The following is a 4,392-nucleotide window of genomic DNA, read 5'->3' as shown; positions in this document are numbered from 1 at the left end:
GCGGACCTGGGTGGAGACCGTACGGCGGCTGTCGGGCCGCGCCCTGATCGTTCCCGAGACCGGCGAACTGGTCGCGCTGGGCGCGGCGGCCCTGGCGGCGAGCGCCGCGACGGGCGAGGACCCGGTGGCGATCGCGTCGTCCTGGGGCACGGGCGCGGGGCCGGAGCTGGAGGCGGTGGAGCGGGACGTGGAGACGTGGGAGCGCGTGGGCTCGGTCCTGGACCGGGCGGCGCCGGGGTTGCTGTCCTAGGGCGTGTCTTCTCGATCATGCCGCCCCCCCTCCGTCGCTCCTCGATAGGATTCCGCCCAGGATCTGGCCGCGGTTCGGCCGGTCAACGCGCCTTGTCCTGGGCGGAGTTACGTACGGTCACACCGGCGCGGCAGCGCGCGCGACGGTGACCGGACCATCGAGTGACCGAGTGACTGAGTGACTGAGTGACTGAGTGGTCTAGTGAGGAAAGGCGAGTCATGCGTGGTGGCAGCGTCGCCGTGGTCGGCGGCAGCATAGCGGGGTGTGCCGCGGCCTTGGCCGCGTCGCGGGGCGGGGCCGGGAGGATCACCGTCTTCGAGCGGGCCGACGACCGGCTCCGCGACAGGGGCGTGGGAATCGGACTGCACGACGACCGGTACGAGGAGCTGCGGAGCGCCGGTTACCTGGCCCCCGAGATTCCCTGGGCGCCCCTGACCGAGCGGGTGTGGAGCACACGCGACGGCGAGGCGGAGCACGGCCGGGTGGTCGGGGTGCAGCCGTTCCCCTTCCGCGCGTACAACTGGGGTTCCCTGTGGAGCGAGTTGCGCCGCCGGGTCCCCGACGACGTGTCCTACCGGACCGGCGTGACGGTCACCGGGGTCGAGCCGGACGCGGACGGGGTGACGTTACGGCTCGCGGACGGCTACGAGGAGCACTTCGACGTGGTGATCGGCGCCGACGGGTACCGCTCGGTGATCCGCGAGGCCATGTTCCCCGGCGTCGGCGCGGCGTACGCCGGTTACATCGGCTGGCGCGGTACGTCGCCGGACGTCACCGGTCTCCCCTCGGACGGGCACAGCGCGCACAACATCGTCTTCCCCGGCGGCCACTGCATGGCCTACCGGATCCCGGACGGCACCGGCGGCCACCGGCTCAACTGGATCCTCTACACGACACCCCCGCCGGCCGGCGGCCCCGCCCCGGGCCCGTCCACCGCGGACCGCGGCGCCCCCGGTTCCGTACCGCCGGGCGGGCTGAGCCCGGAGCTCACCGCGCACCTGCGCGCCCTGGTGACCGAGCACTTCCCGCCGTACTGGGCGGACAAGCTGCTCCGTACCCCCGCCGAGTCCACCTTCATCCAGCCCATCTACGACGTCGAGGTGCCCCACTACACCTCCGGCCGGATGGCGCTCGTCGGGGACGCCGCCACCGTCACCCGGCCGCACATCGGCGCCGGCAGTGTGAAGGCGCTCCAGGACGCCAACGCGCTGGAGGCCGCCTGGGCGGCCGGGAGCAGCTGGAAAGAGGTCCTGGAGAGGTACGACGCCGAGCGCGGCCCGGTCGGGTCGGCGATGGTGGCCCTCGCGCGCGGGATGGGCGCCGCGCAGGTCGAGAACACACCGGACTGGTCCGCCATGGGACAGGCGGAGTTCGACGCGTGGTGGCAGGGCCAGAACAAGGGCTCCGACCGGCGCAGCGGCTTCGGCGGCCACAGCATCAAGCCCCGGTAGAGACGAGGGGCCCTGAGCACGCCGGGGGCGGTGATCCCGCCCCCGGCGCGTTCCGTTCGTGACGCCGAGCGTGCCGGAGTGTCGGCCCGACTGTGTCGGAGTGTGTCAGCGCGCTGTCGGCGCGAGTTCGAGTGCCGCGTGCAGCGCGGTGGCGTCGGCGCGGGCGTCCGCGCCGTCCAGCCGCAGCGTCGTCCGTCCCGAGGTGAGGACCGTGAGCGTACGGGCGCACTCGGCCGCCTGCGCCGGGCTCGGGGACACCAGCAGGACGGCGAGGCCCTCGTCCGCGAGCGTGGCGATCAACGAGTGCACCTGCCCGACGAGTTGGGGCGCGAGGCCCTCCGTCGGCTCGTCGAGCAGCAGCACGCCGGGCGAGCCGAGCAGGGCGCGGGCCAGGGCCAGCATCTGCTGCTCGCCGCCGGACAGGTCCGCCCCCCGGTTGCCCCGGCGCTCGCCCAGCCGGGGCAGGAGTTCCAGGACGCGTGCGGGGGTCCACACGCTGGGGCGGGTGGTGTCGCCCCGGCGCGGTGGCCGGTAGGACAGCCGCAGGTGCTCGGCGACGGTGAGCCCGGCGAACACCCGCCGGCCCTGCGGTACGAGACCGATCCCGGCGCGGGCCATGCGGTGCGCGGGCTGCCCCGTCATGTCCCGGCCGCCGATCCGTACGGTGCCGGCAGTGGGCCGCATCAGTCCGGCGACGGTGTGCACGAGGGTGGTCTTGCCCGCCCCGTTGTGGCCGACGACGGCGTGGACCGTGCCTGCGGGCACGGACAGGTCGAGACCGTGCAGGACTGTGCCGCCGTGGTAGCCGGCGGTCAGGCCGGTGAGTTCGAGCATCGGTGGTCGGTCATCCTTTCGCGCCGGTGCTGTGGTACGCCTCGCGGACCTCGGGGTGGGCGAGCGCCTCCTGGACCGGACCGGTGACGAGCACCCGCCCGGCCGCCAGGACCGTGACGGTCGTGGCGAGTTGGGCGACGACCTCCACATGGTGCTCGACCAGGATGATCGCGACGCTCTCCGGCAGTCCCCCGAGGACGCCGAGCAGCCGCCCGATGTCGCCGTCCGTCAGCCCGGCGGCCGGCTCGTCCAGGAGCAGCAGGCGCGGGTCGCCCGCCAGCGCGGCGGCGAGGTCGAGCATGCGGCGCTGTCCGTGGGAGAGGACGGAGGCCGGCCGGTGGGCGAGGTCCGCGAGCCCCACGGCCTCCAGATGGCGGCCCGCCGACTCGGTGTGCCGCCGGAGGCGGGACGGGCTGCGCCAGGCGCCGCGGTGTGCGGGGTGGTGGGGCCAGCCCGCCAGTACGACGTTGTCCAGGACCGTCAACTCGGCCATCACCGAGGGCTGTTGGAAGCTGCGGGCGACACCGAGACGACCGCGTCGGGCGGTGGGGGTACGGGTGATGTCCGCGCCGTCCAGGACGATGGTGCCCCGGTCCGGCCGGTCCGTACCCGCGATGAGGTTGAGCAGGGTGGTCTTGCCCGCGCCGTTGGGACCGATGACGGCGTGCCGGGCTCCGGCGGGCAGCCGCAGGGTGACGTCGTCGACGGCGGTGAGGCTGCCGTACCTGCGGGTGAGACCGGTGAGGTCCAGCAGCGGGGACGCCGGTGGGGAGGTCGGCGTGGGTGGCGTCATGGGGCGGCCTTCCCGGCGAGGGGCGGGGTGGGCGTGGCGGTGGAGGGCGACCGCTCGTCGGGTCCCGGCCGGCCGGGCCCGCGCCACGTCGCGCCGGATCCGGCGAACAGGCCGGCGAGACCGCGTGGCAGCAGGTACACGGCGGCGACGAACAGGACGCCGAGCAGCAGCGGCCCGTGCCCGGGCCACGAACTGGCCACCAGGTCGCGGGTGAGGACGATGAGCCCGGCGCCCGCCAGAGCGCCGATCACCGACGTACCACCGCCGATGACGGCGGCCAGCAGGGCGAACGCGGCGATCTCGAAGCCGGCGTCGGCGGGCGAGAGGTACTGCTGCACGGTGACCATGAGCGAGCCGCCGACGCCGGCCAGCGCCCCGGCGCAGATGTACGCCACCAGCAGGTAGCGCCCCACCGGGTGCCCGGAGGCGCGCATCCGTGCCTCGGCGCCCCGGGTGCCGGTCAGCAGCTTCCCCGCCGGGGAGCGGAGTACGAGCAGGGTGGCGGCCACGGCGACGGCGGCGACGACCAGCGCGTAGCGGTAGACGTCGCTCTCGCCGGTCATCCCCTCCCCGCCCCACAGCGCCTGGGTGGCGGGGAAGCCGACGAGCCCGTCGGCGCCGCCGGTGACGGACTTGAACTGGTTGACGACCGCGCCGGTCAGCTCGCCGATGGCGAGCGTGATCATCAGCACGGTGGTGCCGCGGGCCCGGATCACGGCGGGGCCCGTCAGCGCGGAGAAGACCGCCGCGGCGAGGGCCGAGAGGACGATCTGCACCGGCCCCACGGTCCATCCGGCGAGCGCGAGATTCGCCGTGGTGTACGCGCCGACGGCGAAGGGCGCGGTCTGCCCGAGGGTGGGCAGACCGGCGTAGCCGGTGAGGACGGTGACACTGACGGCGAGCAGTCCCAGGGCCAGCGCGGAACCGGCCAGCGAGATGCTGTACGGGTCCAGGATCCCCGGGAGCGCGAACAGCACCCCGAGCAGGACGAGCGGCGGGACGGCCCGCCGCCACGCGGGCCCGCGGGTGAGCCGTCCGAGCGCCGGGGACGTACCGCCGCCGCT

4 protein-coding genes and 1 pseudogene are annotated in these 4,392 nt (G+C 74.7%); 2 read left to right on the top strand and 3 right to left on the bottom strand.

All coding sequences use genetic code 11. The annotated features are described in order from the left end of the window. Together GT042_RS28410 and GT042_RS28405 are read left to right on the top strand one after the other, a co-directional pair. Positions 1 to 250 (top strand): annotated as a pseudogene (locus GT042_RS28410) (xylulokinase); the annotation flags it as partial. Between the two features lie 218 nt (positions 251 to 468). Then, positions 469 to 1,701 (top strand): FAD-dependent monooxygenase, encoded by a 1,233-nt coding sequence (locus GT042_RS28405; RefSeq protein WP_161311572.1) that lies wholly within the window; start codon positions 469 to 471, stop codon positions 1,699 to 1,701. A gap of 105 nt (positions 1,702 to 1,806) precedes the next feature. Here the strand turns inward: GT042_RS28405 and GT042_RS28400 are convergent, their stop codons facing one another. The 3 genes from GT042_RS28400 to GT042_RS28390 all read right to left on the bottom strand — a co-directional run. Further along, entirely contained in the window at positions 1,807 to 2,535 is a 729-nt protein-coding gene (locus GT042_RS28400; RefSeq protein WP_161311571.1) for an ABC transporter ATP-binding protein, read from the bottom strand. 10 nt (positions 2,536 to 2,545) lie between these two features. After that, positions 2,546 to 3,328 (bottom strand): ABC transporter ATP-binding protein, encoded by a 783-nt coding sequence (locus GT042_RS28395; RefSeq protein WP_161311570.1) that lies wholly within the window; start codon positions 3,326 to 3,328, stop codon positions 2,546 to 2,548. After that, positions 3,325 to 4,392 (bottom strand): branched-chain amino acid ABC transporter permease (locus GT042_RS28390; RefSeq protein WP_161311569.1); only part of this gene is annotated, 1,068 nt, incomplete at its 5' end. The genes GT042_RS28390 and GT042_RS28395, both read right to left, overlap by 4 nt.

Source organism: Streptomyces sp. SID3212 (genome assembly GCF_009865405.1).
Classification (GTDB): Bacteria; Actinomycetota; Actinomycetes; order Streptomycetales; family Streptomycetaceae; genus Streptomyces.
The sequence above is the reverse complement of the archived record's forward strand: the minus strand, read 5'-3'. Positions and strand labels throughout refer to the sequence as shown.

Bases quoted from the DNA above. Each gene is read 5' to 3' on its own strand.
- GT042_RS28405 (WP_161311572.1), top strand. From the start codon at position 469: ATGCGTGGTGGCAGCGTCGCCGTGGTCGGCGGCAGCATAGCGGGGTGT.
- GT042_RS28400 (WP_161311571.1), bottom strand. From the start codon at position 2,535: ATGCTCGAACTCACCGGCCTGACCGCCGGCTACCACGGCGGCACAGTC.
- GT042_RS28395 (WP_161311570.1), bottom strand. From the start codon at position 3,328: ATGACGCCACCCACGCCGACCTCCCCACCGGCGTCCCCGCTGCTGGAC.